At 59.1% G+C, this 24,290-nt stretch carries 23 protein-coding genes, 2 tRNA genes and 2 pseudogenes; 17 read left to right on the forward strand and 10 right to left on the reverse strand.

Going from position 1 to position 24,290, the window contains the following annotated elements:
* The first annotated feature begins 48 nt into the window (after positions 1-48).
* Complete coding sequence (locus D3M70_RS30490; RefSeq protein ID WP_120129831.1) at positions 49-357, forward strand: YkgJ family cysteine cluster protein; 309 nt, start codon at positions 49-51, stop codon at positions 355-357.
* 106 nt (positions 358-463) lie between these two features.
* Here D3M70_RS30490 and D3M70_RS30495 read toward each other — a convergent pair whose 3' ends face one another.
* The 6 genes from D3M70_RS30495 to hemA form a co-directional block, all read right to left on the reverse strand.
* Positions 464-982, reverse strand: a complete 519-nt coding sequence (locus D3M70_RS30495; RefSeq protein ID WP_120129833.1) for an acyloxyacyl hydrolase — start codon at positions 980-982, stop codon at positions 464-466.
* A gap of 115 nt (positions 983-1,097) precedes the next feature.
* Complete coding sequence (gene murI, locus D3M70_RS30500) at positions 1,098-1,898, reverse strand: glutamate racemase (protein WP_120129835.1); 801 nt, start codon at positions 1,896-1,898, stop codon at positions 1,098-1,100.
* A 23-nt stretch (positions 1,899-1,921) separates the two neighbouring features.
* Complete coding sequence (locus tag D3M70_RS30505; protein WP_120129836.1) at positions 1,922-2,677, reverse strand: molybdopterin-synthase adenylyltransferase MoeB; 756 nt, start codon at positions 2,675-2,677, stop codon at positions 1,922-1,924.
* On the reverse strand, positions 2,671-3,504 hold the full coding sequence (gene prmC / locus D3M70_RS30510; protein WP_120129838.1) for a peptide chain release factor N(5)-glutamine methyltransferase: 834 nt from the start codon (positions 3,502-3,504) through the stop codon (positions 2,671-2,673). The genes D3M70_RS30505 and prmC overlap by 7 nt, the downstream gene beginning before the upstream one ends.
* On the reverse strand, positions 3,505-4,587 hold the full coding sequence (gene prfA, locus D3M70_RS30515) for a peptide chain release factor 1 (protein ID WP_120129839.1): 1,083 nt from the start codon (positions 4,585-4,587) through the stop codon (positions 3,505-3,507).
* The gene (gene hemA / locus D3M70_RS30520) at positions 4,584-5,861 is read right to left on the reverse strand and encodes a glutamyl-tRNA reductase (RefSeq protein WP_120129841.1); all 1,278 of its coding nucleotides are present in this window, start codon (positions 5,859-5,861) and stop codon (positions 4,584-4,586) included. The genes prfA and hemA overlap by 4 nt, the downstream gene beginning before the upstream one ends.
* Positions 5,862-6,119: 258 nt before the next feature.
* Between hemA and D3M70_RS30525 the strand changes: the two genes are divergently transcribed.
* The 8 genes from D3M70_RS30525 (at position 6,120) to ychF (ending at position 12,963) form a co-directional block, all read left to right on the forward strand.
* Positions 6,120-7,847, forward strand: coding sequence for a tetratricopeptide repeat protein (locus tag D3M70_RS30525; protein ID WP_120129843.1), 1,728 nt, complete (start codon positions 6,120-6,122; stop codon positions 7,845-7,847).
* A 3-nt stretch (positions 7,848-7,850) separates the two neighbouring features.
* Complete coding sequence (gene lolB / locus D3M70_RS30530; RefSeq protein WP_120129844.1) at positions 7,851-8,468, forward strand: lipoprotein insertase outer membrane protein LolB; 618 nt, start codon at positions 7,851-7,853, stop codon at positions 8,466-8,468.
* Positions 8,469-8,470: 2 nt separating this feature from the next.
* A complete protein-coding gene (ispE, locus tag D3M70_RS30535) occupies positions 8,471-9,337 on the forward strand; it encodes a 4-(cytidine 5'-diphospho)-2-C-methyl-D-erythritol kinase (protein ID WP_120129926.1) in 867 nt (288 codons plus the stop codon).
* Positions 9,338-9,372: 35 nt separating this feature from the next.
* Positions 9,373-9,447, forward strand: a tRNA-Gln gene (locus tag D3M70_RS30540).
* Positions 9,448-9,494: 47 nt separating this feature from the next.
* A complete protein-coding gene (locus D3M70_RS30545) occupies positions 9,495-10,436 on the forward strand; it encodes a ribose-phosphate pyrophosphokinase (protein WP_037018241.1) in 942 nt (313 codons plus the stop codon).
* A gap of 139 nt (positions 10,437-10,575) precedes the next feature.
* Complete coding sequence (locus D3M70_RS30550) at positions 10,576-11,181, forward strand: 50S ribosomal protein L25/general stress protein Ctc (protein WP_074753531.1); 606 nt, start codon at positions 10,576-10,578, stop codon at positions 11,179-11,181.
* A 75-nt stretch (positions 11,182-11,256) separates the two neighbouring features.
* On the forward strand, positions 11,257-11,841 hold the full coding sequence (pth, locus tag D3M70_RS30555) for an aminoacyl-tRNA hydrolase (protein ID WP_074753530.1): 585 nt from the start codon (positions 11,257-11,259) through the stop codon (positions 11,839-11,841).
* 21 nt (positions 11,842-11,862) lie between these two features.
* Positions 11,863-12,963, forward strand: coding sequence for a redox-regulated ATPase YchF (gene ychF / locus D3M70_RS30560; protein WP_074753529.1), 1,101 nt, complete (start codon positions 11,863-11,865; stop codon positions 12,961-12,963).
* A gap of 87 nt (positions 12,964-13,050) precedes the next feature.
* Here the strand turns inward: ychF and D3M70_RS30565 are convergent, their stop codons facing one another.
* Positions 13,051-13,755: a glutathione S-transferase family protein gene (locus D3M70_RS30565; RefSeq protein ID WP_120129846.1), complete on the reverse strand. Its 705-nt coding sequence runs from the start codon at positions 13,753-13,755 to the stop codon at positions 13,051-13,053.
* A 152-nt stretch (positions 13,756-13,907) separates the two neighbouring features.
* Between D3M70_RS30565 and D3M70_RS30570 the strand changes: the two genes are divergently transcribed.
* A complete protein-coding gene (locus tag D3M70_RS30570) occupies positions 13,908-14,549 on the forward strand; it encodes a TetR/AcrR family transcriptional regulator (RefSeq protein ID WP_120129848.1) in 642 nt (213 codons plus the stop codon).
* Positions 14,546-15,256, forward strand: coding sequence for a glutathione binding-like protein (locus tag D3M70_RS30575; protein ID WP_120129849.1), 711 nt, complete (start codon positions 14,546-14,548; stop codon positions 15,254-15,256). The genes D3M70_RS30570 and D3M70_RS30575 overlap by 4 nt, the downstream gene beginning before the upstream one ends.
* Positions 15,257-15,311: 55 nt before the next feature.
* On the opposite strand, the gene D3M70_RS30580 is transcribed toward D3M70_RS30575, so the two are convergent.
* Both D3M70_RS30580 and D3M70_RS30585 read right to left on the reverse strand, forming a co-directional pair.
* The gene (locus tag D3M70_RS30580; RefSeq protein WP_120129851.1) at positions 15,312-15,968 is read right to left on the reverse strand and encodes a bifunctional 2-polyprenyl-6-hydroxyphenol methylase/3-demethylubiquinol 3-O-methyltransferase UbiG; all 657 of its coding nucleotides are present in this window, start codon (positions 15,966-15,968) and stop codon (positions 15,312-15,314) included.
* 108 nt (positions 15,969-16,076) lie between these two features.
* Positions 16,077-18,134: a methyl-accepting chemotaxis protein gene (locus D3M70_RS30585; RefSeq protein ID WP_120129852.1), complete on the reverse strand. Its 2,058-nt coding sequence runs from the start codon at positions 18,132-18,134 to the stop codon at positions 16,077-16,079.
* Positions 18,135-18,579: 445 nt separating this feature from the next.
* Here D3M70_RS30585 and D3M70_RS30590 point away from each other — a divergent pair.
* The 6 genes and pseudogenes from D3M70_RS30590 to D3M70_RS30610 all read left to right on the forward strand — a co-directional run bounded on the left by D3M70_RS30590 (position 18,580) and on the right by D3M70_RS30610 (position 23,442).
* Positions 18,580-18,656: transfer RNA gene (locus D3M70_RS30590), tRNA-Met, on the forward strand.
* A 136-nt stretch (positions 18,657-18,792) separates the two neighbouring features.
* Complete coding sequence (locus D3M70_RS30595; protein WP_120129854.1) at positions 18,793-19,137, forward strand: bacteriocin; 345 nt, start codon at positions 18,793-18,795, stop codon at positions 19,135-19,137.
* A gap of 83 nt (positions 19,138-19,220) precedes the next feature.
* On the forward strand, positions 19,221-19,922 hold the full coding sequence (locus tag D3M70_RS30600; protein WP_120129855.1) for a hypothetical protein: 702 nt from the start codon (positions 19,221-19,223) through the stop codon (positions 19,920-19,922).
* 316 nt (positions 19,923-20,238) lie between these two features.
* Positions 20,239-20,984 (forward strand): annotated as a pseudogene (locus D3M70_RS33850) (thiamine pyrophosphate-binding protein); the annotation flags it as partial.
* A gap of 1 nt (position 20,985) precedes the next feature.
* Positions 20,986-21,848 (forward strand): annotated as a pseudogene (locus D3M70_RS33855) (thiamine pyrophosphate-dependent enzyme); the annotation flags it as partial.
* Positions 21,849-21,861: 13 nt separating this feature from the next.
* Positions 21,862-23,442 (forward strand): aldehyde dehydrogenase (NADP(+)), encoded by a 1,581-nt coding sequence (locus D3M70_RS30610; protein ID WP_120129857.1) that lies wholly within the window; start codon positions 21,862-21,864, stop codon positions 23,440-23,442.
* Between the two features lie 148 nt (positions 23,443-23,590).
* Here the strand turns inward: D3M70_RS30610 and D3M70_RS30615 are convergent, their stop codons facing one another.
* Positions 23,591-24,199, reverse strand: a complete 609-nt coding sequence (locus D3M70_RS30615; RefSeq protein WP_120129858.1) for a flavin reductase family protein — start codon at positions 24,197-24,199, stop codon at positions 23,591-23,593.
* Positions 24,200-24,290 lie beyond the last annotated feature (91 nt).

Here is a 24,290-nt window from a genome sequence, read left to right on the forward strand (position 1 = left end):
CGTCAGAACGGCCACCTGCCTTCCCCCCACTGCTTTACACTGCCGCCCATGACTGTCATCCCCTTGCTCCAACTTCCCGATGAACCTGCCGTCACCTGCTCCACTTGCGCAGCGTGCTGCTGCCAACTGGAAGTGATGCTGATCACCGACACAGGTGTACCTGAACGTTTCATCGATACCGACGACTGGGGCGGGGAGGTGATGCTGCGCCTGGATGATGGCTGGTGCGCGGCACTGGATCGCGACACGATGATGTGCACGATCTACGAGAAGCGACCGTTGATCTGCCGTGAGTTCGAGATGGGTGCACCTGAGTGCATCACCGAGCGGGAAGGGATTGCGACGGCTTATCTGTAGGCCTGACACGCCGCGCTGTAGCAGCACGGCTCGCCGGCGGTGACATTCTCCAGATTGCCACCACCGCCAAGCCGGCCTGCTACAGATGCTGATAGCGGATGATCGCTTAGAACGGCATCGTGTAATGAATGGCGTAGCTTTCGATACCGTCGTTGTTGGTGGTCATGCCGCCGTTCGAGTAATGCGTGGCGCGCAGACCGACTTCATGTCCACCGGCAAAACGCAGACCGAAGCCCAGGCGGTCTTCGAACTGGAATGCACTGCCCAGTTTGTTGCCTTCGACTTCCGTGCGCTGGAATACAGCGGCACCGATGCCGGCTTCAATGTAAGGCTTGACGCTGTCGCCGGAGAACTCGTAAACGAAGACCGGAGAGAACGAAAGGCTGTTGTTGCTGGAATTCTTGTCACCTTCCCAGTAGGTGTAAGCGCCGCTCCAGTAGCCGGTCAGGCGACCTACGCTGGTTTGCCACCAGCTTTTATCCCAATCAAATTGCGCGCCCAGACGATAGGTCATCGTCGATTCACCAGTGTGCCCCACTGAGAACTCGACGCCATCCGCCTGCGCAATTGCACTTTGCCCCGTTAACGCGGCCGCAATCGCAGCCAAACAAAACAGTCGCTTCATCTGAAACTTCCCATTTTCGAATGCAGTTAGAAAATTTTTTATATCAACAGACGTCCTGTAGAAATCTGTTAGCGAACAATAGTTCAGTCAAAAAGCGGCGCTATTCACGTTTTTTTCACGAACGGAAGCTTCGCACACTGTCAGATTTTTTCCAGAGCAAAGGTAGGATGTTTCTGAAATTTTCCGGATCGCCGCTGGTCCAGAATTGCGCAGCCTGGGGATGACCGCTTGCGAGAAGATCGCGCTGGCTGAGTAAACGCTGCAGTTGTCGCGCGACCGCAGCACCGGTGTCGATCAGCGAGATCGACGCAGGAAGCATTTCCTTGAGCAGCGGTTTGAGGAAGGGATAGTGGGTGCAACCGAGGATGATCGTGTCGCATCCCGCTGCCAGAAGAGGTTCGACATACCCCCGAAGCAACTGGCGAATGGCCGGGCTGATCAGATCGCCCGTTTCGATCAGTTCGACCAGCCCCGGGCAGGGTTGTGTCACCACCTGGACATCGGCGGCAAAGCGATCAAGCAATGCGGCGAACTTGGCGCTCTGCAAGGTGCCCGTGGTTGCCAGCACCCCGACCACCCCACTTTGAGTCGCTGCCGCAGCCGGTTTCACGGCAGGCTCCATGCCGACGATGGGCCAATCCGGATAACGCTCGCGCAGGTCCGCAACGCCCGCGACAGTGGCGGTATTGCACGCCAGAACCAGAGCCTTGGCGCCTCTTTCATGGAAAAATTCGGCAATGGCCGCGCAACGCTGGCGAATGAACTCTGGGGTCTTTTCGCCGTAGGGGATGTTGCCGCAGTCGGCTACGTAAAGCAGAGATTCGCGCGGCAGCAACTGGCTGATTTCGCCCAGCACCGACAATCCGCCGACGCCGGAATCGAACACCCCAACTGGCGCGTCGTTGTCTCTAGCCATGCTTGACCGTTTTGTTCATGACTTTATGCATGCCCCGCGCCGCACACCGTGCACCCCGGATCACGTTTGACTTTCAGTTCGCGGAATCGCGTGCCCAACGCATCGATCAGCAACAGACGCCCCACCATTGGCTCACCGAATCCGGCCAACACCTTCAGCGCTTCCAGCGCTTGCAGACTTCCCACCAGCCCGACCAGCGGACCGATGACACCGGCTTCACTGCACGTCAGCTCGGTCTCGCTGCCATGCCCGTATAAGCAGTGGTAGCAAGGACTCTCGGCGCGGCGCGGATCGAATACCGACAACTGCCCTTCAAGACGAATTGCGGCGCCGCTGACCAAGGGTTTTCCAGCCGCCACGCAGGCCGCGTTGACCGCCTCGCGGGTCGTGAAATTGTCGGAACAATCGAGCACCAGATCCACTGCCTCGACGGCGGCTGCCAGCGAATCCTCATCCAGCGCAGCCCGATGAGGAACCAGCTTGATTTCGGGATTGATCGCTGTCAGCCGCGAGAGGGCCGAGTCGACTTTGCTCTGGCCAACACTTTGAGTGTCATGAATGATCTGGCGTTGCAGGTTGGTCAGGTCGACGGTGTCGAAGTCCGCCAGATGTAACTCGCCAATGCCAGCGGCAGCCAGGTAGAGCGCCACTGGAGATCCGAGCCCGCCGACGCCGACGATCAGCGCGCGACTCTGCTTGAGGCGCAACTGGCCGTCGATATCGACTTGCTGGAGAAGAATCTGCCGGCTGTAACGCAGCAGCTCTCCGTCAGTCAGCACGGCACGCGTCCGAAGGTGATGCGCTCGTGATCGCCCAGATCGCGGCGAGTCTGGATTTGCTCGAAGCCGTGAAGGTTGAGCAATTCACGCACCGCCGGACCTTGATCGTAGCCATGCTCCAACAGCAGCCAGCCACCGGCTTCCAGATGCTCGGGGGCTTGTGAAACGATAAGGCGCAGATCGTCCAGACCGTCCGAACCCGAAACCAGCGCACTGCTCGGCTCGAATCGCACGTCGCCTTCGGCCAGATGCGGATCGTTGGAGGCGATATAAGGAGGGTTGCTCAGGATCAGGTCGAAACGCTTATCCTGGACGGCGCTGAACCAGTGGCTGCGCAGCACTTGAGCGTTGTCCAGGTGCAGACGCAGGCGGTTGCGCTCTGCCAGATCGACCGCCTCCTCCACGCGATCCACCGCGGTCACCGCCCACTGTGGACGATCCTTGGCCAGAGACAAGGCAATGGCCCCGGTCCCGGTGCCCAGATCAAGCAGACGATGAGGAATCGCGCCCGGCAGCAACTCCAATGCCGTTTCCACCAGCATTTCGGTTTCCGGACGCGGGATCAGCGTGTGCGTGGCGACTTCAAGGTCGATGTTCCAGAAACCCTGCTGCCCGAGGATGTATGCCACTGGCTCCCCGGTGCGACGGCGTTTCAGATAGCCCTCGAACGTCTGCGCGGCTTCGGTACTGACGATACGCTCCGGCCAGGTGTGCAAAAAGCTGCGCGGTTTGCCCAAGGCAGCCGCCAACAGCAGTTCCACATCCAGACGGGCTGTCGGAGAGTCCGGCAGTTCAGCGTTTCTTAACAAGCTGGCGATGATGGTCATTTACTCACCCAGTGCCGCAAGTTGATCTGCCTGATACTCGGCAAGCAACGGTTCTATCACTGCATCGACCCCACCCGCCAAAACTTCATCCAGCGAATAAAGCGTCAGGTTGACGCGGTGATCCGTCACTCGCCCCTGTGGAAAGTTGTACGTGCGAATACGCTCGGAACGATCGCCTGAGCCCACCAGCAATTTACGCTCGCTGGCAATCGCGTTGGCGGCAGCGGCGGTCTGCTGGTCGTTGAGTTTGGCCGACAGCCAGGCCATGGCCCGGGCGCGGTTCTTGTGCTGGGAACGCTCTTCATGGCACTCGACGACGATACCGGTCGGCAAGTGCGTGATGCGAATCGCCGAATCGGTCTTGTTGACGTGCTGACCACCGGCACCGGAGGAGCGGTAGGTGTCGACACGCAAATCCGCCGGGTTGATCTCGATGGTCTGCTGCTCGTCCGGTTCCGGCAATACCGCAACCGTACAGGCCGAGGTATGAATACGGCCCTGGGATTCGGTCTCGGGCACACGCTGCACCCGATGGGCGCCGGATTCGAACTTGAGCTTGCCGTAGACATTCTCGCCCTCGACCCGCGCGATGACTTCCTTGAAGCCGCCGTGCTCGCCCTCATTCTCGGACAAAATCTCGACCCGCCAGCCCCGACGCTCCGCATAACGCGAATACATGCGAAAAAGGTCGCCGGAGAAAATCGCCGCTTCGTCACCACCCGTACCGGCACGGATTTCCAGAAACACGTTGCGACCGTCATTCGGGTCCTTGGGCAGCAGCATTTTCTGCAGATCGCTTTCCAGGACTTCCAGCTGTTCCTTGGCCTCGCGCACTTCCTCGACGGCCATTTCGCGCATGTCCGGATCGCTGTCCTTGAGCAGCGCCTGAGCACCTTCCAGGTCACTCTGCACCTTCTGCAGCTGCTTGTAGGTCTGGATCACAGGCTCGACTTCAGCGTATTCACGCGAGTAGGCGCGGAATTTGGTCTGGTCGGAAATGACCTCGGCATCACCCAGCAGCGCGGTCAATTCCTCGAAACGGTCGCTGAGCACGTCCAGCTTATTGAGCAGTGAAGCTTTCATTGCGGGGGTTTATCCGTGGAGCCCTCGTTGAGGGCAAAGAGTTCCTGGGCCATGGCCAGCGCATCGACGCGGCCCTCGGCAGACAGCTTTTTGAGTTGCACGCTCGGCGCATGCATCAATTTATTGGTCAGGCCTCGTGCCAGCGCCATCAATACATCTTCGGCATTGCTGCCGTTGGCGAGCATGCGTTGAGCCTTTTGCAGCTCCTCGTCACGCAGACGCTCGCTTTGTTGACGATATGCCTTGAGCACATCGACTGCCGCCAGTTCGCGCAGACGCGACATGAAATCGTCGACGCCCAGACTGACCAGCTCCTCTGCAGCCTGGGCTGCGCCCTGACGACTCTTGAGGTTTTCGGCGACGACTTCGTGCAGATCGTCCACGGTGTACAGATAAACGTCGTCGAGTTCGCCGACTTCGGGTTCTATGTCGCGCGGGACAGCGATGTCCACCATGAAAATCGGCTTGTGCTTGCGCAGCTTCAGCGCACTCTCCACCGCGCCCTTGCCCAGAATCGGCAACTGGCTGGCGGTGGAGCTGATGACGATGTCGCTGTTGACCAGTTCGGCCGGGATATCGGCCAGCAATACCGCATGCGCGCCGAACTCTTCGGCCAGAATGCTCGCGCGTTCCAGCGTCCGGTTGGCGACAACGATACGCTTGACCCCAAGATCGTGCAGGTGCCGGGCGACCAGCGTGATGGTCTCGCCGGCGCCAATCAGTAATGCCTGGCTGCGTTGCAGGTCGCTGAAAATCTGTTTGGCGAGACTGACCGCCGCAAAGGCGACCGAGACCGGGTTTTCACCGATGGCCGTATCGGTACGCACCTGTTTGGCAGCGCTGAACGTGGCCTGAAACAGACGCCCGAGCAAAGGGCCGATGGTCCCCGCCTCGCGGGCTACGGCATAAGCTGACTTCATCTGACCGAGAATCTGCGGCTCGCCCAGCACCAGCGAATCCAGCCCCGATGCCACGCGCATCATGTGACGCACGGCCGCGTCTTCTTCATGCACATAGGCGCTGGCGCGCAACTCTTCGATGTTGAGATGGTGATATTCGGCCAGCCAGGTCAGCACCACGTCGGCGGTGAGCTGATCCTGCTCTATATAAAGCTCGCTGCGATTGCAGGTCGAAAGAATCGCGGCTTCGCGACTCTGGGTCAGGCGACACAGCTGCTGTAACGCTTCAACCAGCTGCTCAGGCGTAAATGCCACGCGTTCGCGGACATCCACTGATGCAGTCTTATGGTTGATACCCAGAGCAAGAAAGGCCATTCAAGGTCGCTGATGGTGACGTGAAGCCGGCAATTGTCCTACTTCAATAGATTCAGGACAACCACCGCAATACATTCAGAACGACCTGAACAGTCTATTGTCCCTATAGAGATCCGCTTTGCAGCGATGCGCCTGCGACAAATTGTCCAAGCGCGGGCCGTAGATTAAGGGTCTGTAGAATTTTCGCGGGCTGTGGGTTTGCTCCCTGCCTTGTGTCATGATGCTTTCAAACCGCAGGTAAGCCGCCCTCTCTTCTATATGAATAAATCCTCCGCGTTGTTCCTTGCCCTTGTCGTTCTTGGTGGCTGTCAGTCTACGGCCCCTGTTTCAACGGAGCCTGCTGCTCCGGCGAAAGAAGCGACGCCCGCACCTGAGGCCAAGCCGCAGGTATATGGTTCGTTTACCCAGGAAACAGTCGTCAGCCTGCTGACCGCCGAGCTTGCCGGGCAACGCAACCGCTTCGACATTGCGCTGGACAACTACGTGACCCAGGCGATCCAGACCCAGGATCCGGGGATTTCAGAGCGCGCGTTCCGCATCGCCGAGTACCTGGGCGCCGACCAGGCTGCCCTGGATACCTCGATGATCTGGGCGAAAAACGACCCGGCCAATCTCGAAGCGCAGCGTGCTGCCGCGATTCAGCTGGCACGCGCCGGACGCTACGACGACTCCATGCGTTATATGGAAAAGGTGCTGCAGGGTCAGGGCGACACCCATTTCGACTTCCTCGCGCTGTCAGCGGCGGAAACCGACTCCAACACCCGCAAGGGCCTGCTCGCCAGCTTTGATCGGCTGCTGGCCAAGTACCCGAAAAACGGCCAGCTGATTTTCGGCAAGGCCTTGCTGCTGCAACAGGAAGGCGACAGCGCCGCCTCGTTGAAGCTGCTTGAGGACAATCCGCCGGGCGAGGGCGAAGTTGCTCCGATCCTGTTGCGTGCTCGCTTGCTGCAAAGCATGAATCGGGGCACCGAAGCGCTGCCGCTCCTTGAAAAAAGCATCAAGAAATACCCGGACGACAAGCGCCTGCGCCTGACTTATGCACGCATGCTGGTCGAACAGAACCGCATGGAAGACGCGAAGGTACAGTTCTCAAGCCTCGTTCAGCAGTACCCGGATGACGATGAGTTGCGCTATTCGCTGGCGTTGGTCTGCCTCGAAAACAAGGCATGGGACGAAGCACAGGGGTATCTGGAAGACCTGGTCGCCCGTGGCAGCCATGTCGATTCGGCCCATGTAAACCTCGGCCGCATCTACGAAGAGCGCAACGATCCGCAAAACGCGCTGAACGAATATGGCCAGGTCGGGCCCGGCAACGATTACCTGCCTGCGCAGTTGCGTCAGGCCGATATCCTGATGAGCAACGGCAGCACCGCCGAGGCTTCAAAGCGCCTGGCTCAAGCCCGGGCCGACCAGCCGGATTACACCATTCAGCTCTACCTGATCGAGGCCGAAACCCTGACCAACAACAACCAGAGCGATCGCGGCTGGCAGGTGTTGAGTCAGGCGCTCAAGCAATACCCGGACGATCTGAACCTGCTTTATACCCGCGCCATGCTGGCCGAAAAGCGTGACGATCTGAAACAGATGGAGACCGACCTGCGGGCGATTCTCAAGCGCGAACCGGACAACGCCATGGCGCTGAATGCGCTGGGTTATACCCTTTCCGACCGCACCACCCGATATGCCGAAGCCAAGGAATTGATCGAACGCGCGCATCAGCTCAACCCGGAAGATCCGGCCGTGCTCGACAGCCTGGGCTGGGTCAATTACCGACTGGGCAATCTTGACGAGGCCGAACGCCTGCTGCGCGAAGCGCTGGAGCGTTACCCCGATCACGAAGTCGCCGCGCACCTGGGCGAAGTGCTGTGGGCCAAGGGCGAACAGCGTGAAGCACGCAAAGTGTGGGGCAAAGCCCTCGAACAACAACCTGACAGCCCGGTCCTGCGCAGCACCTTGAAACGCCTGACCGGCTCCGAGACTCTCTGATTTATGTTATTGCGCCACGTACTTGCATTCGGCCTCATCGCCCTGCTCGCCGGCTGTGCCGGCATCACGCCCCATGAAGCCGTTCAGGGCAAGGGTGACGCCAGCAAATGGCGGGTCAACAAAGAACAACTGGCGAGCCTCGACGGCTGGCAGATCAACGGCAAGGTCGGTATCCGTGCACCCAAGGATTCCGGCAGCGGTACATTGTTCTGGCTGCAACGCCAGGACTACTACGACATTCGCCTGTCCGGCCCGCTGGGTCGCGGCGCCGCTCGCTTGACCGGCCGCCCCGGCGCCGTGTCGCTGGAAGTCGCCAATCAGGGGCGTTATGACGCGCCGGACCCGGAAACACTGCTCAAGGATCAGTTGGGCTGGAAGCTGCCCGTTTCGCATCTGGTCTGGTGGGTTCGTGGCCTGCCCGCGCCCGACAGCAAAAGCAGCCTGACCCTGGACGGCGACAGCCGCCTGTCGAATCTCGAACAGGATGGCTGGCAGATCGAATACCTGAGCTACACCGAACAGAACGGCTACACGCTGCCCGAGCGCATGAAGCTGCACGGTCAGGATCTGGACGTCACGCTGGTCATCAAGGACTGGCAACCGCGCAAGCTGGGGCAATGATCATGTCGCTGCCCCATCAAGACTCGCCACGCCTGACCCTCCCCGCTCCGGCCAAGCTCAACCTGATGCTGCACATTCTCGGTCGTCGTGCGGACGGTTATCACGAGCTGCAGACGATCTTTCAGTTTCTCGATTACGGCGATGAGCTGAGTTTCGCCCTTCGCGAAGACGGCGAAGTTCGGCTGCAGACGCACATCCCGGATGTTCCCCACGACAGTAATCTGATCGTGAAGGCAGCACGTGCACTCAAGGAACAATCCGGTTGTGTACTGGGCGTCGATATCTGGCTTAACAAAGTGTTGCCCATGGGCGGTGGAATCGGCGGAGGAAGTTCGGATGCCGCCACCACGCTGCTGGGTCTCAATCATCTCTGGCAACTGGACTGGGACGAGGACCGACTCGCGGCGCTAGGGCTCAAGCTGGGGGCTGACGTCCCGGTTTTCGTGCGTGGACACGCCGCTTTTGCCGAGGGCGTAGGCGAAATCCTCACCCCTGTAACCCCCGAAGAACCGTGGTATGTGGTGCTTGTGCCGCAAGTATCTGTAAGTACAGCAGAAATTTTTTCAGATCCACTGTTGACACGTGACACTCCTCCCATTAAAGTGCGCCCCGTTCCCAAGGGAAACAGTCGAAATGACTGCTTACCGGTTGTAGCAAGGCGTTATCCAGATGTTCGTAACGCTTTGAATTTGCTAGGTAATTTTACCGAAGCAAAGTTAACCGGAACTGGAAGTTGTGTGTTTGGGGCCTTCCCAAACAAAGCTGAAGCTGATAAAGTCTCGGCCCTTCTTACAGAGACCCTTACAGGGTTTGTAGCAAAAGGCAGCAACATCTCGATGTTGCACCGAAAGTTACAGACACTGCTCTAAGAGAACCGAGTGCCAGGCACTCGTGCAACAGATACAGGGGCGTCGCCAAGCGGTAAGGCAGCAGGTTTTGATCCTGCCATGCGTTGGTTCGAATCCAGCCGCCCCTGCCATTTTCCTATAGTCATCCAGGCATACCCTAAGCCTCCAGGTACTGCGCGTGTCCAAGATGATGGTCTTTACGGGGAACGCCAACCCCGATCTGGCTCGGCGTGTCGTACGTCAGCTGCATATCCCTCTCGGTGACATCTCTGTCGGTAAGTTCTCCGACGGCGAGATTACCGCTGAGATCAATGAAAACGTTCGCGGTAAAGACGTCTTTATTATTCAGCCGACCTGCGCTCCGACCAACGATAACCTGATGGAACTCGTCGTGATGGCTGATGCCTTCCGCCGCTCCTCGGCTACTCGTATCACAGCTGTTATTCCTTACTTTGGTTATGCCCGCCAGGATCGCCGTCCGCGCTCCGCTCGTGTGGCTATCAGCGCTAAAGTGGTTGCGGACATGCTCACCGTCGTTGGTATCGACCGTGTGCTGACTGTCGACCTGCACGCTGACCAGATTCAAGGCTTCTTCGATATTCCGGTAGATAACATCTACGGCTCCCCGGTTCTGGTGGATGACATCGAAGACCAACGCTTCGAAAACCTGATGATCGTTTCCCCGGATATCGGTGGCGTCGTGCGCGCACGTGCCGTTGCCAAATCCCTGGGTGTGGATCTCGGGATCATCGACAAGCGCCGTGAGAAAGCCAATCACTCCGAAGTGATGCATATCATCGGCGACGTCGAAGGTCGTACCTGTATTCTGGTCGACGACATGGTCGATACCGCCGGCACTCTGTGTCATGCGGCCAAAGCCCTGAAAGAACATGGCGCTGCCAAGGTCTTTGCCTACTGCACACACCCTGTGCTGTCGGGTCGTGCGATCGAAAACATCGAAAATTCCGTTCTGGACGAACTGGTGGTGACCAACACCATTCCGTTGTCCGCCGCAGCACAAGCCTGTGACCGTATCCGTCAACTGGATATCGCACCGGTAGTCGCTGAAGCGATGCGTCGCATCAGCAATGAAGAATCGATCAGCGCGATGTTCCGTTAAGGGCCCTGCCCTCTCGAATCATCCGTTGACGAAAAGCGCCCCGCCCCAACACTCATGTTGGGGCGGGGCTTTTTTGCCCATACCGTGTCTGGCGCTGGTCGCAAACGCCGCTCGGTGATGGCTATTTTGGAGATACAAAATGACTGACTTTACTCTGAACGCCCAAGCGCGTACTGACCTGGGGAAAGGTGCGAGCCGCCGCCTGCGTCACGCGAAACAAGTTCCAGCCGTTGTTTACGGTGGTAACAAAGACGCTGCTTCGATCACCATCGAAGCCAAGGAAATGGCCAAACTGTTCGAAAACGAAGCTGCTTTCAGCCACGTTATCGAACTGAACGTTGATGGCGCCAAGCAGAACGTGATCGTTAAAGCGATGCAACGTCACCCTGCCAAGCAGTTCATCATGCACGCCGACTTCATCCGCGTCGTCGCTGGCCAGAAGCTGACCGCTACCGTTCCTGTGCACTTCATCAACGAAGAAGCACCGATCAAGAAAGGCGGCGAGATCTCGCACACTACCACTGAGCTGGAAGTGAGCTGCCTGCCTAAAGATCTGCCTGAGTTCATCGAAGTTGATCTGGGCGCGCTGGAAATCGGCGACAACGTTCACCTGTCCGACGTTAAAGCACCTAAGGGTGTTGAATTCGTCGCTCTGGCGCACGGCAAGGACCTGGACATCGCTAACGTCCACGCCCCTCGCGTCGTTCAGGAAGAAGAAGGCACCGCAGAAGGCGAAGCAGAGTAATTTTTACTCGCTAGCCGGTTGAACCCGTGATGGTGCCCTGCACCATCACACTCGACCCAAGGAAGAGCCCCTGACGTGACCGCCATTCAACTGATCGTCGGCCTGGGAAACCCCGGCCCCGAATACGAACAGACCCGGCATAACGCAGGGGCTCTTTTCGTTGAGCGCATTGCCAGCGCACAGCGTGTCAATCTGACCGCTGACCGCAAATATTTCGGCCTGACGGCTAAATTCAGTCATCAGGGCCAAGACGTTCGTCTGCTGATCCCCACCACCTACATGAACCGTAGCGGCCAGTCCGTCGCGGCGCTGGCGGGTTTCTTCCGGATTCCACCGCAAGCCATTCTGGTGGCTCACGACGAACTCGACCTGCCTCCGGGTGTCGCCAAACTCAAACTGGGTGGCGGACACGGCGGGCATAACGGTCTGCGCGACATCATCGCGCAGCTCGGCAACCAGAACGGCTTCCATCGCTTGCGGCTCGGTATAGGCCATCCAGGCGATGCCAGCATGGTCTCCAACTTTGTTCTGGGTCGTGCGCCACGCGCCGAACAGGAAAAACTGGACGCCAGTATCGACTTTGCCCTCGGCGTGCTGCCGGATGTCCTCGCAGGCGACTTCGCCAAGGCGATGCGCGTCCTGCACAGCCAGAAGGCCTGACATCACTCGAGGGGAAACACCATGGGATTCAACTGCGGCATCGTCGGCCTGCCCAACGTCGGCAAGTCCACCCTGTTCAACGCCCTGACCAAATCCGGTATTGCGGCGGAGAACTTTCCCTTCTGCACCATCGAACCGAACAGCGGCATCGTGGCCATGCCCGATCCACGCCTGCAGGCCTTGGCCGACATCGTGAATCCAAAGCGCATCCTGCCAACCACCATGGAGTTCGTCGACATCGCGGGCCTGGTAGCCGGTGCCTCCAAAGGTGAAGGCCTGGGCAACAAGTTCCTGGCCAACATCCGTGAAACCGACGCCATTGCCCACGTGGTTCGCTGCTTCGAAGACGAGAACGTGATCCACGTCTCCAACAGCGTCGACCCGAAACGCGACATCGAGATCATCGACCTGGAACTGATCTTCGCCGACCTCGACAGCTGCGAGAAACAACTGCAGAAAGTCGCGCGTAACGCCAAAGGCGGCGACAAGGACGCAGTGGTCCAGAAAGGCCTGCTGGAAAAACTCATCGCCCACTTCACCGAAGGCAAGCCTGCGCGCAGCCTGATGAAGAACATGGGTGCCGATGAGAAAGCGGTGATCAAGGGTTTCCACCTGCTGACCACCAAGCCAGTCATGTACATCGCCAACGTTGCCGAAGACGGCTTCGAGAACAACCCGCACCTGGATGTCGTCCGCGCGATCGCCGAAGAAGAAGGCGCAATGCTGGTGCCGGTGTGCAACAAGATCGAAGCCGAAATCGCCGAACTCGATGACGGTGAAGAAAAGGACATGTTCCTTGAAGCTCTCGGTCTCGAAGAACCAGGTCTGAACCGTGTGATCCGTGCCGGCTACGAAATGCTGCACCTGCAAACCTACTTCACTGCAGGCGTCGAAGAAGTCCGCGCCTGGACCGTCCGCGTCGGTGCCACCGCACCGCAAGCCGCCGGCGTGATCCACACCGACTTCGAAAAAGGCTTCATCCGCGCCGAATGCGTCGCCTACAACGACTTCATCCAGTACAAGGGCGAAGCCGGTGCGAAAGAAGCAGGCAAATGGCGTCTGGAAGGCAAGGACTACATCGTCAAGGATGGTGACGTTCTGCACTTCCGTTTCAACGTCTGATCAAGGGTTGCGCCTGGTTCTCCAGGCTCGCTCCTTACTAAAAGCCCCCAATGGGGGCTTTTTGCTGGGCGATCGCTTTTCCACCCATCAATCCGCTTTCGGATAATTCGACGGAAAGAGCGCACGCTTCGCCTGTTCGTCCATATCCTTCTTGAACACATGGTCCTTACCCACATCTTTCGCCCGTCCAGCGGCCGGGCGGGCGTCGACGCGCTCGAACCAACGCTTCAGATTCGGGTAATCCGCCAGCGCGTCTTCGGAACCTTTCATCACGCGAGGAGCGCGGATCAACCAGCCCCAGGTCGAAATATCGGCGAGAGTGTATTCATCGCCAACGATATAATTCCGGCCAGCCAAGTGGGCGTCGAGTACCTCGTAGTGACGCTCGATTTCCCGGCGGTAACGGTTCACGGCGTAGTCGTTACCCTCAGGCGCTGCGTACTGGAAATGCACAGCCTGCCCGGAGAATGGCCCAAGGCCGGATGCGATGAAAAACAGCCATGAGAGCAGTTCAGGCTTGTCTTCAGCAGCGCCCATGAACTGACCGGTTTTCTCGCCCAGATAAAGCAGAATCGCGCTGGAATCGAACACCCGTACTTCTTTGCCGCCCGGGCCTTCGGTATCGATGATCGCCGGTACTTTAGCGTTCGGGTTTATGGCGCGAAACTCAGGCGAATGCTGTTCGCCTTTGCTGGTGTCGACGGGCACCACTTCGTAATCCAGGCCGGACTCCTCCAGAAACAGGGCAACTTTGGCGGGATTTGGAGTGGGGTGGAAGTAAAAACGGATCATGGCATTCGTCTCTTGTAGGTGTGAGTCGTGATCGAATCCTGAAATACGCGCCGTCCAGAAAAACGACTTTTCGTTTTAGAACGGTTGATCTAGATTAGGCGAACTGTGGAGCGAGGCGCAACGTTCGCGAAGGTGCCGAGAGGAAATTGATAATGGCAAGACCGAGAGAGTTCGATGAAGCGGTCGTGCTCGACGCCGCTATCCAGTGCTTCTGGACAAAGGGTTTCGAAGCGACATCGATGCGCGACCTCATCGATGTCATGGGCATTACCGGCGCCAGTCTGTACAACGCGTTCGGCGACAAGCGCGCACTGTATCGCAGGGCGCTGACGCACTATCTGGAAAGCACCTTCGGTGAGCGTGTCGCTCGCCTGGAAAGTACAGCGCCGCCGCGTCAGGCCATCGAACTGTTCTTCGGCGAAATCATTGATCGGTCGATGACCGACGCCCAGCATCGCGGCTGCCTGATGGTGAACTCGGCGCTTGAAGCCGCCTCCCACGACCCTGAGTCGCAAGCGATCGTTGATGACTTCCTCTGTCGGGCTGAACAGTTCTTTCGTCGTTGTGTGGAAGCCGGGCAGCAAAACGGCAGCATCTCGCGTTCACAAACTGTTGAAGACCTCGCCCGTTTTTTACTGAGCCTGCTGCTGGGTATCCGGGTACTGGCCCGCGCCAAAGCGCCACGCGCAATGATGGAAAGCGTGATCCGGCCGGCCTTCGCCTTGCTCGATTCGGACGTGCCCGACGGCGCCACGGCGCCTCCTCAACCCTTGATCCTGGAGTCACAGCGATGATCGAACTGTATTACTGGCCGACACCCAACGGTCACAAGATCACCTTGTTCCTCGAGGAAGCGGGGCTGGACTATCGGATTCATCCCGTCGATATCAGCGCTGGCGACCAGTTCAAGCCCGAATTCCTCGCCTTCTCCCCGAACAACCGGATGCCTGCAATCATCGACACCGCACCGACTGATGGAGGAGGACCGATCACGGTTTTCGAATCAGGCGCCATTCTGTTGTACCTGGCTGAAAAAACGGGTCAGTTCCTGCCCCCCGATGTGCGAGGCAAAAAGACGGTCACTGAATGGCTAATGTGGCAGATGGGTGGCCTCGGCCCGATGGCGGGCCAGAATCATCACTTCGGCGTCTATGCGCCTGAGAAACTGCCTTACGCAATCGACCGCTATGTCAACGAAACCAATCGCCTGTACGGCGTGCTGGACCGTAGGTTAGAAGGCCGGAACTTCATCGCCGGAGAGGAACTGTCGATCGCCGACATGGCGGCCTACCCGTGGGTCGTGCCATGGCAGCGCCAACAGCAGAACCTCGATGAGTTCCCAAATCTGAAGCGCTGGTTCTACGCCATTCAGGGACGTCCCGCGACCGCTCACGCCTACGCCAAGGGCGATGAAGTGTCCAAAAACCGGGCGACCGTGACCGAGGAAGGCAAGAAGATTCTGTTTGGGCAGACCTCCGCCAAAGCCCAGAAGAACCCCTGACCCTTGGCCCGGCCAGCGTTGCTAGAAGGCGGGCAACGCTGACCAGCGCCCACACTCAGACAATCGGCTGAGCGGCACGAAACAGCAAAACACATCCTTCTCGCTTGAGTGTTACATCGCGGAAATGCTGGCGCAGATGCCCCTCGAACCCGACTTGGGTGTCCTGCAGGTTTGCGAAGATGCCCTTCTTGTTGTACACCGCCATCAGCTTGCGGCCGAAACCGTTATGCCCCGCCTCGTCGCCCAGAATGGTCGCCCCGAACAGAACACCGTCGGGTTGCAGCTTGTGTTTGAGATTGCCGAAGATCACGGCCTTGGCGTCCAACGGCCCCGGCAGGCAGTGCAGGAGGTAAAACAGGGAAATCGAATCGAAACGTTCGTCGCCCGGGATCGGCTGCATGACGTCATGTTGAAGGGTACGCGTGCCGGGCCTGCCGATTCGACGCTTTGCGGCTGCGAGGCTGCTGGGGTTGAGGTCCAGCAGGGTGATTTGAGTCTGAGAAGATAACTGCGCCTTGGCCAGGTAGTAACCCGTACCAACGCCGATATCCAGATGACGAGGGCGCACGTTAGCGCGGAAAAACGGCAGGAGGAATTCGTCGGTCGGGCATCGCCACGCGTAACGATTGGAGATGCCCAGGACCCAGGCGTCATACAGCGCCAAGGTCAAGGGAGAGTAGACGGCCGCACCCGCGGCACTGCTGTCGGTCATGGGATGAGCCCTGCAGGTCAATGGATCAGACGGGAATAAAACCGATGACGTCCGTGCTTCGTCAAGGCTTTTTGTCTTACCGCCTGTCACACCCTCTGTCCTGTAGCTTTAGCCCAATTGGAACCTTGAGGTGTTATCACTCAACGCCCGACTGCCTTTGCTCAATGTGTCGGCCGCATGATTCACCGCCCGCGCACCCTCGAGAAGACGCCCGGCGGCCTGATCGACCTGCTGAATATTGCCGCTGACTTCATCGGCGGTCGCCGCTTGCTCTTCTACCGCTGTCGCGATTCGCGCGAGAGTGTCGGTGACGATTTGCACGGCGCTGGCAATTTCGCCCAGCCGCTCGCCCAGACCGGTTACTGACTGCGCGTCAGAGACGGCCTGACCACACGCCGCTTCCATCAAGCTGACCGCCTGACTGACGGTTGAGCGCAAGCTGTCCACCGTTCCGGCGATCTGCGCAGTCGATGCCTGAGTGCGCTGCGACAGGCTGCGAACCTCGTCGGCCACCACCGCAAAACCGCGCCCTTGCTCGCCAGCACGCGCGGCTTCGATGGCCGCATTGAGCGCCAGCAGGTTGGTTTGTTCGGCGATGCCGCGGATGGTGTCCACCACTGACTGAATCTGCTGCCCTTGCTCGCTGACTTTGCCCAAGGCATTGGCGGTCTCGGTCAGCTTCTGGTTGAGCTGCTGAATACTGGCCGTGGTGCGCTGACTGTCGCGGCTGCTGTCCTCGGCGATGCGGCGAGTCTGCTGTGCGCTGCCTGACGCTTCTTCACAACTTTTTGCGACGCCCAGCGATGTCGCGGCCAACTGAGTCGCCGCGGCAGCGATCTGACTGATTTGCTGTTGTTGATCTTCGACTTCGTTGAGCGTGCTGCCGGACTGTGAGTTGAGGGTCAATACAGCGCAACCCAGTTGCTGGGTTTCGTGATTGACACCCAGCAGACTGGTGCGCAACTGCACAACCGCGACGTTGAGCGCGTTGCTGATCGCCGCCAGCTCATCGCGCCCTTCCACGGCGACCTCAACGCAAAGGTTGCCGTCACGCAGCGACTCGGCAAGGGTCGTGATGCCCTTGGCGCTACGGCGGATCGAGGCTTGCAGGCACATGAACAGATACAACGCAGCCAGCGCCAGAATGCTGAAGGTGGCCGCCACAGGAATGAACTGCTTGATGGCGCGGTCATGGTAGTAATCCAGACGGCTGTCCAGCGACACCAGCGACTGATGACGCAGCGTAGCGAGGGAGTCCAGCATGCCATCTACACTGCGCTCGAACGCGGCGGTGTCCAGCTTGATCGCCCCACCGAAAACGCCATCGTCCAGAACCTTCAGTTCGCTGTCCAGACGCTGAAGGCTGTCGTTGTACTGCCGCGTCCAGACCTCCATACCGGGATAGGCCTTGGCCTGCAGCGAGGCAACCGCTTTGACCAATTGATCGCGCGCGTCACCTATGCGACTGCGCAGGTCACGCATCTGCAAACGGCTCTGCAGGGTGAACTGCCCCGATGCCACTGACGACTGGCCGACACTGGCCATGCGACCGATGCGCTCGATCAGGTCCGGGGCCTGTTGTGTGGCAACCTGCATCAAAAGGTAGGTTTCCAGCCAAGGATCGAGAATCAAGCCATTGTCCATGGCGATCTGCTCGCGCAGGGCTTGCAGAGCAGTCAGTGCCGACGTGAAGCGGTCATAGCCGTCCGGCCACCAGCCGACGGTGCGCAGAGACTCGGAATCCATGCCTTTGACCGCAGTCTGCAATGCCTGGTAGCGAGTCAGGGTGTCGGCGCTGACATTCCGCGCCTTGAGCTCGTCGCCCAATGTCGCCAGGGTTTGTAACAGCGTCGGATTGGCGGCATCCAGTGCGGACATGGCCGCCTTTGCCGCTGGAGTCGGCTCGTGAAGGATATCGGCCGCCTTCCAGCGAGCGGCACGGTTGCGTTGCGCAGTCAACTGAGCGTCCAGCGCATCCAGCGCCAGCAACTGACGAACCCCGGATTGCTCGCCGGAAATCACCGCCAGTTTGGTGCGGTAATCCTGACCGATCATCCACAGACTGCCTGCCAGCGGAAAGATGAACAGGAAGAAAAGCACCTGAAACTTGCGTGCAAAACCGAAACGTCCGAGCAGACGGATACCTGGCGACAAAAGACTTTGCATGTCCGACTACTCCTCACGGGCAACTCACCACCGCAGCTCGTGACCACGACAGGATGTTGCCTCACATTCTTACCGGCAAAATGCCATGTCTTTGTTTTAAAAACGACAACCGCCCGTCTTCTATAGCGAAGGCGTCAATTGCGATCATCCGATCGCGGGACCTCGCCCCTTGCAGAGGGAGTCGATGCGGCAGGCTAAAGCAAGAAACGGACCGATAGCACGAAGCCACCTAACCGGGCATGTGGACGAAGACGGTGCACGCGCTGCGCTCGAAAATGGGGCGTAAGCACTCAGCGCGCACAAGGAAAATGTCACTTGGGTAACGAACGCAGCGGTTTTACGGAGGGAAGTCAGCAGGTAAACCCTAACCGATTGATCGCACGCATAAATTTTTTAAAGAGACGCTTGACACATCTCCAATCTCAGCGAATAATGCGCGCCACTTGGCTACATAGCTCAGTTGGTTAGAGCATAGCATTCATAATGCTGGGGTCCGGGGTTCAAGTCCCTGTGTAGCCACCAAGTACCTCAACAAAGCCCGCCTCGTGCGGGCTTTGTTGTTTCTGGCCATCTGATATTGGAGTGACGCACAGTCCTGCGAATACAGATTGTCCGAGCCTCACCCCACCCCCTCTCCCTTTTTTCCGAGGTCAAGTTCATGCGCTTCCATCTCCCTGCACTGGTTTTAGGGCTTTTGATTTCTCAAGGCGCAATGGCAGGCACGACCGCCAACGCAGTCGGCGGCGGGCTCGGCGGCGCATTGGGTAATGTCATCGGTCAGCAAATGGGCGGCAGCAACGGTGCTGCGGTTGGCGCCGGTCTGGCGGGCGCTGCGGGCAGTGCAGTCACCGCGAAAAAAGGCCACAAGACACGCGCAGCGCTGGGCGGAGGTCTGGGTGGTGCAGCGGGTTCAGTGATCGGCAACAAACTGGGTGGTTCTTCTGGCTCGACCGTCGGCGCAGGGCTCGGTGGCGCAGTGGGTGGTGCTCTGGGCGGTAAATAATTTACCCTCCTTGCGAAACGCCCCGCGCGTTTCGCGATTACACCCAGCTTATGCAACCCAGTTAATAAAGCAGTGGATGTTCAATGTCTGATTCTCATACCGATGCAGTGCCTGCCGTTTCCGCAAAGCAGGCATACGAAGACGCCATCAATCTTTCTCAGCATGTCCCCCAGGCCAAAAGCATCAGCGAAATGGTGCTCGACGCGTTTCAGAGCGCCAAGGAAAGCGATCAGATTCGTGAACTGCGCGTTGCCATCCGCCAGGCACACGACCGTTTCGACGATGACCAGGCTTATGAGCTGATGGGTCAACTCAAGCAGTTGAAAGACGCTGAAGCCGCCGATATGGCCGCGCTGGAAGACCTGAGCACAAAGTTTCCGATCAGCCGGATTCTGTCCAGCTACAAGGATGACCCGAGTTTTCAGGAGCTGGTCTACAGTCTGGCTCTGAAAGTCCTGAACCAGACCCACCAGGCGGTCAGCAATCCGAGCGGCGGCAAGAGCAAGACCGCACGGGCAAAGAAAGAAGCCGAGGTGTTCGTCATCAGCAAGGACGGCGTCAGCGTTACCCTGCCCCTGCGCACCCCGCGCTCGAAAGCCAATGTCGACCGCGAAGCCTTCGAGTTCCTCGGCTTCTCGTTCGTCGGTGAAGGCGATGAGGCTGAGTTGCAGAGCGAAGTCTTCGTGGACAAGGACGGCAACCAACAACCTGCCACGCGCAAGAACATTGTCAGCGCAATTCAGCAGCACGTGGCGTTCGAAGGGTATAGCGCGGTTCAGCAGTAAACGTCACCCCGCCAGCCGAGCCCCTCTTGGGTTCGGAAGTTGATCTGTAGCAGCACGGCTTGCCGACGGTAGCGCTCTCTAAACCGGGCCCGCCGGCAAGCCGTGCTGCTACAACGACGCCATCACGCCTTCAGGAGTCCAAATACCTCCCCTCCCCGTACTCCCCCCGCTGCCTCCCACTCAAATAATCGCGTCTACGGCAATCATCACCGTTCTGGTCTACACCCTATTGCACCCGCCGATGTAGAACCTGCTGTGCGGGTCTTTCTCGTCGCTTTCGCTCTGCCGGAAACCCGTAACAAGGAAATCGAAATCCATGTCTGATTCCAAGCAACCGCGCAATGGCGGCCAGATTCTCGTCGAAGCGCTGATCCGCAATGCCGTCGACACCCTTTATTGCGTGCCGGGCGAAAGCTATCTGCCCGTACTGGATGCACTTCACGACGCCACGTCGATCCGCACTATCGTCACTCGCCACGAAGGTGCTGCGTCGAACATGGCCGATGCCTACGGCAAACTTACCGGCCGTCCGGGCATCTGTTTCGTGACCCGAGGCCCTGGCGCGACACACGCGAGCAACGGTGTACACACGGCGAAACAGGATTCGACACCAATGATCCTGTTCGTTGGCCAGATCGAAAGCGGCTTCAAGGGGCGCGAAGCGTTTCAGGAAGTGGACTACACACGGATGTTCGGCGGTCTGGCGAAGTGGGCGACCGAAATCGACCGCATCGAGCGCATACCGGAGATCGTCAGCAAGGCGTTCAGCATTGCCATGTCGGGTCGTCCGGGCCCCGTCGTGATCGCACTGCCTGAAGAAATACTGTTTGGTTCGGCGCACGTTGCGGACGCACAACCAGTACGCATCGCTCGGGCAGCCCCCGATTCAGCGGCGCTTGAAGAAATGCTCGAGCGGCTGGGCGCTGCGAAACAACCTCTGGTGATCGTCGGCGGCACTGGGTGGGATGCCGATTCAACCCAGGCCTTGCAGCGTTTCGTTCATGCCAATCACCTGCCGGTTGCTGCCTCGTTCAGACGTCGGGATCTGTTCGACAACCGCGANAGCGGGTGAAAAACAGTGACCTGCTGTTGGTCATCGGCTCGCGCTTGAGTGAAACCGTTTCACAGGGCTACACGCTGATCGAAAGCTCATCACCGAAACAGCCGATGATTCATGTGCACCCCGATCCTGAAGAACTGAATCGCGTCTACCACACAGAGCTTGCGATTCTGTCGGCGCTGAGCAGCTTCGCCCACGCCGTCGCAACCCTTCAGCCTGTGCCCAGCAATGCCTGGAAAAGCTGGACTGATGCCGCCCGCGCCGATTATCTGGCGCATTCCACTCCTGCGTTACCGCACCCGCAGCACACAGGGGTCGACATGGGTTCGGTGGTGGCGCACCTCAACGAAGTACTGCCGGACAATGCCGTCATCGCCAACGGCGCTGGCAACTACACCGTCTGGGTTCACCGCTTCTATCGCTATCGCCAGCCAGCTACCGAGCTGGCCCCCACCAACGGCGCCATGGGCTATGGTTTTCCAGCGTCCATCGCTGCCAAATTGCATGATCCGAAAAGAACGGTGATCTGCTTTGCTGGCGATGGCTGTTTCATGATGTACCCTCAGGAGCTGGCCACGGCAATGCAATACAACGCGCCGATAGTGGTCATTGTGGTGAACAACGGCATGCTTGCGACCATTCGCATGCATCAGGAGCGTGAATACCCCGGGCGTGTGTCGGCCACCGAGCTGGCTAACCCGGACTTCATCGCCCTCGCCAAATCCTTCGGTGCCCATGCCGAGCGGGTCGAACGCAGTGAAGATTTCCCAGCCGCTTTCCAGCGCGCGCAAAAGGCTGGCGTCGCCGCGCTGATCGAGTTGCGTACCGACCCACGGCAGATCACACCCCAGGCTCGTCTTGATTAAGAGGTGTTGAGCAATGCAGATTCTTGGTGAAACAATCATCGGTCAACGTGCCGTAGCCGGTCAGGGAGGCCAGGTTTACGCCCTTGCCGCGGCCACAGGCGAACAACTGACGCCAGTCTTCGGCGCCAGCACTCTGGACGACGTCAACGCCGCCTGCGAATTGGCGGAGGCATCGTTCGACAGCTACCGGCAACTGAGCGACGAAAAGCGCGCGACCTTCCTCGACGCCATCGCCCAAGGGCTGCTGGATCTGGGCGATGTCCTGATCGAACGGGTTCACATTGAAAGCGGCTTGCCCAAACCGCGCCTCGAGGGCGAACGGATGCGCACTGTCAATCAGCTCAAGCTGTTCGCCAGCCTGCTGCGTGGCGGTCGCTGGCACGGCGCAGTAGTCGATACCGCCATGCCGGATCGCCAACCCCTGCCGCGGGCCGATTTGCGTTTGCGGCGTATCGGCCTAGGTCCGGTTGCGGTGTTTGGCGCCAGCAACTTTCCATTGGCCTTCTCGGTTGCTGGCGGTGACACCGCTTCAGCACTCGCTGCTGGCTGCCCGGTGATCGTCAAGGCTCATCCGGCGCATCTGGGCACCAGCGAATTGGTCGCTCGCGTCATTCAGAAAGCGGCACGGGAAACCGGCATGCCGGACGGCGTGTTCTCGATGCTGATCGACAAGGACATTTCTGTCGGACAGGCGTTGGTCAGCCATCCGCTGATCAGCGCTGTGGGATTCACCGGCTCACGTCGCGGCGGGCTTGCTCTGGTCGCTGCCGCTCAGGCCCGGCCGGTGCCGATTCCGGTCTATGCCGAGATGAGCAGCATCAATCCGGTGTTCCTGCTGCCTGCCGCGCTGTCCGCCCGAGGTGACAGCATCGCCAAGGGATTCGTTGAATCGCTGGTGATGGGCGCAGGCCAGTTCTGCACCAACCCCGGCATCTTGCTGGCGCTGGAAAGTGATGCGCTGGAACGCTTCGTTTCGGCAGCGGCCAACGCGTTGGCGGATAAATCGCCGACCACGATGCTGACGCCGAACATTCACGGCGCCTACTGCAATGGTCTGAACAATCTGCACAAGGCTTCGGGCGTGACGCTGGTCGCCGAAGGGCGTGAGGCAGAAGGTTCGTTCCAGGCACGCCCTGCGTTTTTCCGCACCGACTCGGCAACCTTCCTCGCAAACCCGGCCCTAGAAGACGAGAACTTCGGGCCGAGCGCGCTATTGGTCGTCTGCAAGGACACTGCCGATCTGCAAACGGTGGCCGCGAAGTTCGACGGTCAACTGACTGTCACGCTGCAGTTCGAGGAAGGCGACCAGGCTATCGCCCAGGCTTTGCTGCCGACGCTGGAACGCAAAGCTGGACGGATTCTGTTCAATGACTACCCGACCGGCGTCGAAGTGAGCTATTCGATGGTTCATGGCGGCCCGTTCCCGGCAACATCCGACAGCCGCAGCACGTCGGTGGGCGCCACCGCCATTGACCGCTTTCTGCGTCCTGTCTGCTACCAGAACGTCCCGGATTCACTGCTGCCGCCGTCGCTTCAGCAGAGCAATCCGTTGAAGACCTGGCGTCTGGTGAACGGAGAGCTGGTTAAAGACTGACCAGCGTTGGCGACCTGGGCGATGAGTGCCAGATCGTCAGAGTTCATGCCCCCTGTAGCAGTCCGGCTTGCCGGCGGCAGCGACCTCTAGTACGCCACCGCCGGCAAGCCGGACTGCTGTGGGAAAGGGTTCGAGCATTGAGAGCAGATCAATCGCTTGAGCGCTCCAGGACCTTCCCCACAACCTCATCACCAATCACCAGGAAATGCCCACCTGCCACATGGTGCAGCGTGCGCAGCTGGTCATGTCCATCGAAGTGCCAGTGGCCGTCGGAGAACACACGCTCGTCCGCCCAGGCCGCAACGACTTCTCCGATGAACAGGTCGTATTGATTCTGGTTATGTGGCTCGGGCATCAACCGGCATTCAAGCCACGCGGCACAGCCCTCCAGCAATGGCGCTTCGACGATGTCTGCGGCAAAAGTCTCCAGACCATAAGCCTTGAATTTATCGAGGTCCTGCTCTCGAGAGATTTCCAGACCGGACGTCGAACCCACGGTTTCGACGATGTCCAGTTGGCTGACTGTCGGCACGTTGATCACGAACGTGCCCGAGCCCTCCAGCAGTTGACGCGTCCAGACTGATTTGTCCAACACCACCGTGACCTTCGGCGGCTGGAAATCCATAGGCATCGCCCATGCAGCTGCCATGATGTTGCGCTGGCCGTTGTGAGCGGCACTGACCAGTACGGTCGGGCCGTGGTTGAGCAAGCGATAGCATTTGGCGAGGGGAACGGGACGGCGGTAGGAGGCAGTCATGGGGAATCCTGAAACGAAGAAGAAAGCGTGGTCTGGAAATTACAGGGTTTGTCGCTGCAGGAAAACGTCATCACGTGGACACCGGCAAATC

This window comes from Pseudomonas sp. LS-2, assembly GCF_003605735.1.
Lineage (GTDB): Bacteria > Pseudomonadota > Gammaproteobacteria > Pseudomonadales > Pseudomonadaceae > Aquipseudomonas.

What these genes read in the sequence shown, in the direction of transcription:
- D3M70_RS30490 (WP_120129831.1), top strand. Translation starts at nt 49, where the DNA reads ATGACTGTCATCCCCTTGCTCCAACTTCCCGATGAACCTGCCGTCACC.
- D3M70_RS30495 (WP_120129833.1), bottom strand. Translation starts at nt 982, where the DNA reads ATGAAGCGACTGTTTTGTTTGGCTGCGATTGCGGCCGCGTTAACGGGG.
- murI (WP_120129835.1), bottom strand. Translation starts at nt 1,898, where the DNA reads ATGGCTAGAGACAACGACGCGCCAGTTGGGGTGTTCGATTCCGGCGTC.
- prmC (WP_120129838.1), bottom strand. Translation starts at nt 3,504, where the DNA reads ATGACCATCATCGCCAGCTTGTTAAGAAACGCTGAACTGCCGGACTCT.
- prfA (WP_120129839.1), bottom strand. Translation starts at nt 4,587, where the DNA reads ATGAAAGCTTCACTGCTCAATAAGCTGGACGTGCTCAGCGACCGTTTC.
- hemA (WP_120129841.1), bottom strand. Translation starts at nt 5,861, where the DNA reads ATGGCCTTTCTTGCTCTGGGTATCAACCATAAGACTGCATCAGTGGAT.
- D3M70_RS30525 (WP_120129843.1), top strand. Translation starts at nt 6,120, where the DNA reads ATGAATAAATCCTCCGCGTTGTTCCTTGCCCTTGTCGTTCTTGGTGGC.
- lolB (WP_120129844.1), top strand. Translation starts at nt 7,851, where the DNA reads ATGTTATTGCGCCACGTACTTGCATTCGGCCTCATCGCCCTGCTCGCC.
- ispE (WP_120129926.1), top strand. Translation starts at nt 8,471, where the DNA reads ATGTCGCTGCCCCATCAAGACTCGCCACGCCTGACCCTCCCCGCTCCG.
- D3M70_RS30550 (WP_074753531.1), top strand. Translation starts at nt 10,576, where the DNA reads ATGACTGACTTTACTCTGAACGCCCAAGCGCGTACTGACCTGGGGAAA.
- ychF (WP_074753529.1), top strand. Translation starts at nt 11,863, where the DNA reads ATGGGATTCAACTGCGGCATCGTCGGCCTGCCCAACGTCGGCAAGTCC.
- D3M70_RS30565 (WP_120129846.1), bottom strand. Translation starts at nt 13,755, where the DNA reads ATGATCCGTTTTTACTTCCACCCCACTCCAAATCCCGCCAAAGTTGCC.
- D3M70_RS30570 (WP_120129848.1), top strand. Translation starts at nt 13,908, where the DNA reads ATGGCAAGACCGAGAGAGTTCGATGAAGCGGTCGTGCTCGACGCCGCT.
- D3M70_RS30575 (WP_120129849.1), top strand. Translation starts at nt 14,546, where the DNA reads ATGATCGAACTGTATTACTGGCCGACACCCAACGGTCACAAGATCACC.
- D3M70_RS30580 (WP_120129851.1), bottom strand. Translation starts at nt 15,968, where the DNA reads ATGACCGACAGCAGTGCCGCGGGTGCGGCCGTCTACTCTCCCTTGACC.
- D3M70_RS30585 (WP_120129852.1), bottom strand. Translation starts at nt 18,134, where the DNA reads ATGCAAAGTCTTTTGTCGCCAGGTATCCGTCTGCTCGGACGTTTCGGT.
- D3M70_RS30595 (WP_120129854.1), top strand. Translation starts at nt 18,793, where the DNA reads ATGCGCTTCCATCTCCCTGCACTGGTTTTAGGGCTTTTGATTTCTCAA.
- D3M70_RS30600 (WP_120129855.1), top strand. Translation starts at nt 19,221, where the DNA reads ATGTCTGATTCTCATACCGATGCAGTGCCTGCCGTTTCCGCAAAGCAG.
- D3M70_RS30610 (WP_120129857.1), top strand. Translation starts at nt 21,862, where the DNA reads ATGCAGATTCTTGGTGAAACAATCATCGGTCAACGTGCCGTAGCCGGT.
- D3M70_RS30615 (WP_120129858.1), bottom strand. Translation starts at nt 24,199, where the DNA reads ATGACTGCCTCCTACCGCCGTCCCGTTCCCCTCGCCAAATGCTATCGC.